We start from the raw sequence: 4739 nt of genomic DNA, 5'->3' as shown, positions 1-4739 counted from the left end.
AGCGACGGACCTCGGGACGCTCTTACACCACGTCTGCGCGCGCCACCTGGAGCCGGCTCGAAAAGAGTGATTTTGGGTTGTTTGCTGCGGGTGTGGGCTTGGAAACAACGTTCGGGGTGGCGAGGCGCCCAGAATTTGGTCGCAAGGAGGGCGTTCCTCGGCTGTGTCAGGAGTGTCCCTGGGTGCCGGCACATAAGGAACGTCCCTAACTGTCGGAGGGGGTGCCTGCCGTGGCGGGCACCCCCTCCGGATGTGGGAAGTTTGCGCTGCAGGTTACTTGTCGGTGCCCAGCTTGTGCGGCTTGAGAGCGAGCGCATTGACGAGCGCGTCGGTGGCAGACTTGACGGCCGCCGGCTGCGGATCGTTGACGTGATCCTCGGGATGCACGGGCAGGTCCTTCTTGACTGCATCGTGGATCAAGTTGAGGTACTCAGTCACGCCAGTGGTCGACAGGTGCGTGCCATCGCCATCGAACAGGTCGTTGCGATTGGCACTGTATCCGTACCAGTCGATAACGCGCACGTTCTTGTAGCGCGTAGCAGCGTTGGCGATGGCCTGGTTGGTAGAGCCAACCCACGGCTGCGGGCTGCGCGTGTTCACAAACACCACAATACGCTTATCTCCTGCATCGGTCATGATGGCGTCGATCTGGTCGTCGGTTACCAAGCCGTTGGTGCCCAGTGCAAAGACCACGATCTTGCCGGCAAGGTTCTGTTGGAGATAGCCCTCAAATGTCGCGCGGCCCGCATCAAACTGGCGGCCCTTTTCGGCATCGATATGGCTGTGCGGGAACACGCCGTCAAAGGAATCAACGGCGCGCAGCGACACGGAGTCACCGATCATCAACAGGTCGTAGGAGCCATCGGGGAAGCCGTCGTTGTCCTTGTCGGTGTCGTCGGCCGCCTGTTGGTCTGTGGGCGCGGTGTTTTTGGCTTCCTTGTTGAGGACTTCGGCGCCCTCACCGCTCAGCGCAGACGTCTCGGGCACAAAGATCAGGCCGCCCAGTGCAACGACCAACACGACAGCGCAGGCTGCGCAGACAGGGACGTGCGCGCGCACCCAGTTGGCGGGCGCGGTGGTGCCGTCGCGGAACTCGGATACGGTGCGCCCAAAGGCGCCCTTTCTAAACGGCGTCTCGATAAAGCGATATGAACATTCGGCTACGGCGACCACCAACAACACCTGCAAAATGTACTGCCACCACGGCGTATCGTTGATGTTGGCGACCGGGTTCATGAGCAACAGTAGCGGATAGTGCCACAGGTAGATGCTGTACGAGCGCTTGCCAACCCACACGAGCGGCTCGGCGGACAGTGCGCGGGCAACCATTCCCTGGGGCTGCACGCAGGCCGCGATGACCATGAGCGTGAGGATGGAGCATAGCAGCGTGCCGCCGCGATACTGGAACGCGGTGTAGCCGTTGGTGAGCGCGACCATGGCGGCAAGGCCAACCAGACCCACGACGCCCAACACATCGATGGATGCGGGCGAGGACCAAAAGCGCACGAGGGCGCTCGGCTGTGCCGGGACGGTCTCGGCTGCGTTGTCGGCCTTCTCGCCAGGCTTGCCCTCGGCGTTCTTGCCGTGCTTGGCGGCGCCAGCCAGGCGATTGAGCCCCAAACGATGAGCGAGACGCACCAGCGCCAGGTCGCGATTGGGGATAAAGGCCATCCAGGCGCCCAGCAGCAGCGAGAAGACGCGGGTGTCGGTGCCGTAGTACACGCGGCTGGGGTCGGCGGCAGGGTTGTAGAGCACCATCATGGCAAGGGCGGATACCGCTGCGAGTCCCAGGATCACACGGCGCGTGTTGGGTTTGCTCACATGCATGGACACCATGGCAAACAGCAGCGGTGGCCAAACCAGGTAGAATTGTTCCTCGATGGCGAGCGACCAAAAGTGCGTAAGCGGCGAGGGGTCGCCCAGGGCGTTGAAGTACGAAACGTCCTGCATAATCTGCCACCAGTTGTTAAAGAACAGCAGCGACGGCAGAATGTCGGGACGCATCTTGGTGAGCATCACGTGGTTGAAGACGGTGCACAGCGCACAGGTTACAACCACAACGGTCACCACGGCGGGGACCAGGCGACGGATGCGGCGGATCCAGAAGCTCTTGAGGTCGATGCGGCCGGTCTTTGATACTTCGTTGATGAGCAGGCGCGTGATCAGGTAGCCCGAGAGCACAAAGAAAATCGTGACTCCAAGCAAGCCGCCCTGCGCCCAGGTGAGGTTGAGGTGATAGAGCACCACCGCGACGACGGCAAGCGTGCGCAGACCGTCGAGGGCGGGGATATACCGAGATTTGGGGCGCGCGGGCACCTGCTCTTTTGTGGCGCTGCTGGCGTGGGCGCCCTTGTTGGCAGACGCGCGATGGGGGTCTGCGGCTTGGCGCGGCTCGGAGGTTTGGCGGCTGGCGCGCGAGCGTTCGTGCGGCGCCTGTTGATCGCTCGAGTGGCGTGAGCTGCGCGAGTTCGATCGCGGGAATTGTTCCATAAAACATCATCCAAATGACGAGAATAATCAGCACGCCTTTATTGTAGCCGCCTGCTCCTGTGAATGCTTGCTGCTGGCGCAAGCTCAAGCGCGCGTCCACATCAAAGTGAACTAAAGTTATAGAGGCGTGAGAGCGCACGATCGACGACCGGCAGCGGGTGCAGAGCCCGCGGACGAGGAGGTTTCCATGGCAGATTGCGGCATCGTCGCGGTGTTCGGCAGCATGAACATGGACCTTTCGGTGGCGTGCGAGCGCATGCCGCGTGCGGGCGAGACCGTCGGCGGCAGCGGGTTTATCACCAACGCCGGCGGAAAAGGCGCCAACCAGGCCGTAGCGGCTGCGCGCATGGGCGCGCACACATGCATGATCGGTGCGGTCGGTCGCGACGCGTTTGGCACGTCGCTCGTGACGGGGCTCCAAGACGCTGGCGTGAGCTGCGATTTTGTGGCGCGTCGCGACGACGTGGAGACGGGAACGGCGACCATCATTCGCTTTGGTGGCGACAACCGTATTGTGCTGTCGCCGGGCGCCAACCATGCGCTTACGGGCGAGGACGTTGCCTGCGCGCTGAGGTGCCTGGTGGCCGATGAACTCGACGGCGACGCCAGCAAGATTGCCCCGGCTGCCGGAAGCGTCTTTATCGCCCAGGGCGAATGCGACCTGGCGGCGACGGCCGAGGCACTCGTTTGCGCTCACGAGCTGGGGTTCTATACGGTCTTTAACCCGGCGCCGGCAAGTGACGTGCCGGCAGGGGCTTGGACGGCGGTCGACCTGGTCTGTCCCAACGAGACCGAGTGCCAGGTGCTGACGGGCATCTTGCCCGCGGATGATACGAGCTGCGCCGCAGCGCTCAATGCCCTGCTCGCCAAGGGTGCCGGAGCTGCGGTCATCACGTTGGGCGGTGCCGGGTCGGTTACGCTCGGCGACGACGGCGAGCTGCTGCGCATGCCGGCGCTTTCGAGCACGGTGGTCGATACGACGGCCGCGGGCGATACGTTTATCGGTGCGCTTGCCGCGGCTCGTCTGGAGGGCCTGCCGCTCTTTGAGTGCATGGCCGCGGGTGCCCGTGCCTCGGCGGTGACGGTGTCGCGCTTGGGTGCACAGCAGTCGATTCCCACGCGTGGCGAAGTCGAGCGCGCGTTTGGTTTAGACGATTACGTACAAGACGGAGAAGCGGAGTAGAACAATGGCAATCAAGAAGCTGATCCTTGATCTGGATATGGGTGTGGACGATGCGATGGCGCTTGCCTATGCCATCGCGAGCCCCGAGGTGGAGCTCGTGGGCATCACCACGTGCTTTGGCAACGTGCGCGTCGAGCAGTCGGCGCATAACTGCCTGGCGGTGCTCGACCTGTTGGGTCGTCCCGAGGTGCCGGTGTATCTGGGTGCCGACCGTCCCCTACAGGCGACCGAGCCCTATACGCCACCGGCGTCCACCACGCTCATCCACGGCAAGAACGGCATCGGCGGCGCGAGCGTGCCCGCGTCTCCCTACGAGCCAGTGGGGGCGACCTCGGCCGATGGCAATGCCGCGGTCGATTATCTGATCGATGCCGCGCGCACCTATGGGCCCGATCTGGTCTACGTAGCGACCGGCCCGCTCTCCAACCTGGCACTTGCCTTGGAGCGCGATGCGGCGGCGATGATGTCTATCGGCCGCGTGGTGGTGATGGGCGGCGCCCTGACCGTGCCCGGTAACGTGAGCGCGGGTGCCGAGGCCAACATGGCAAGCGATCCCGAGGCCGCCGATGCCGTGCTGCGCTCGGGCCGCAAGCTCACCATGGTGGGCCTGGACGTGACGCATCGCGTGGTGCTCACGCGCCGCGATGTTGCCGGCTGGACAGGCTCGGGCACCATGGCGGGCTGCGCATTTGCGAGCATGGTCGAGCACTACATTGGCTCGTACGAGATGAACGCACCCTACCTGGGTGGTTGCGCACTGCACGATCCCCTGGCCGTTGCCGTGGCGATTGATCCCACGCTCGTGGGTGCGCTCGGCTGTAACCTGCGTGTCGACCTGCTGGGCGAGTATCGCGGCCGCACCATCTGCGACGAGCACCGTCTGTCCGATCCAGATAAGAGCGCGCTCGTGGCGCTCACCGTGGACGCCCCACGTTTCCTCGTGGAGTTTAAGGCACGCATGGCTCGCATCCTTGGCTAAACGGTTTCTGTGCCCCGTTCCAGATTAGCTACCGAGTAAATGGTTGATTTCCGATCTCAGCCGAACACACTGAGCAAATAGGCCGTT

General features: G+C 63.6%; 3 protein-coding genes. 2 read left to right on the top strand and 1 reads right to left on the bottom strand.

The features are described from left to right. Positions 1-273 precede the first annotated feature (273 nt). Positions 274-2490, bottom strand: a complete 2217-nt coding sequence (locus tag DW024_RS09775; protein WP_118377598.1) for an acyltransferase family protein — start codon at positions 2488-2490, stop codon at positions 274-276. A 187-nt stretch (positions 2491-2677) separates the two neighbouring features. Between DW024_RS09775 and DW024_RS09770 the strand changes: the two genes are divergently transcribed. Together DW024_RS09770 and DW024_RS09765 are read left to right on the top strand one after the other, a co-directional pair. Further along, positions 2678-3673: a ribokinase gene (locus DW024_RS09770; RefSeq protein ID WP_118065956.1), complete on the top strand. Its 996-nt coding sequence runs from the start codon at positions 2678-2680 to the stop codon at positions 3671-3673. 4 nt (positions 3674-3677) lie between these two features. Beyond that, positions 3678-4652, top strand: coding sequence for a nucleoside hydrolase (locus tag DW024_RS09765; RefSeq protein ID WP_118377597.1), 975 nt, complete (start codon positions 3678-3680; stop codon positions 4650-4652). Positions 4653-4739: the final 87 nt, after the last annotated feature.

Source organism: Collinsella sp. AF37-9, from assembly GCF_003475115.1.
Taxonomy (GTDB): Bacteria; Actinomycetota; Coriobacteriia; order Coriobacteriales; family Coriobacteriaceae; genus Collinsella.
Note: the sequence above shows the minus strand (reverse complement) of the source record. Positions and strands in the feature narration are given on the sequence as shown.

Bases quoted from the DNA above. Each gene is read 5' to 3' on its own strand.
- DW024_RS09770 (WP_118065956.1), top strand. From the start codon at position 2,678: ATGGCAGATTGCGGCATCGTCGCGGTGTTCGGCAGCATGAACATGGAC.
- DW024_RS09765 (WP_118377597.1), top strand. From the start codon at position 3,678: ATGGCAATCAAGAAGCTGATCCTTGATCTGGATATGGGTGTGGACGAT.
- DW024_RS09775 (WP_118377598.1), bottom strand. From the start codon at position 2,490: ATGGAACAATTCCCGCGATCGAACTCGCGCAGCTCACGCCACTCGAGC.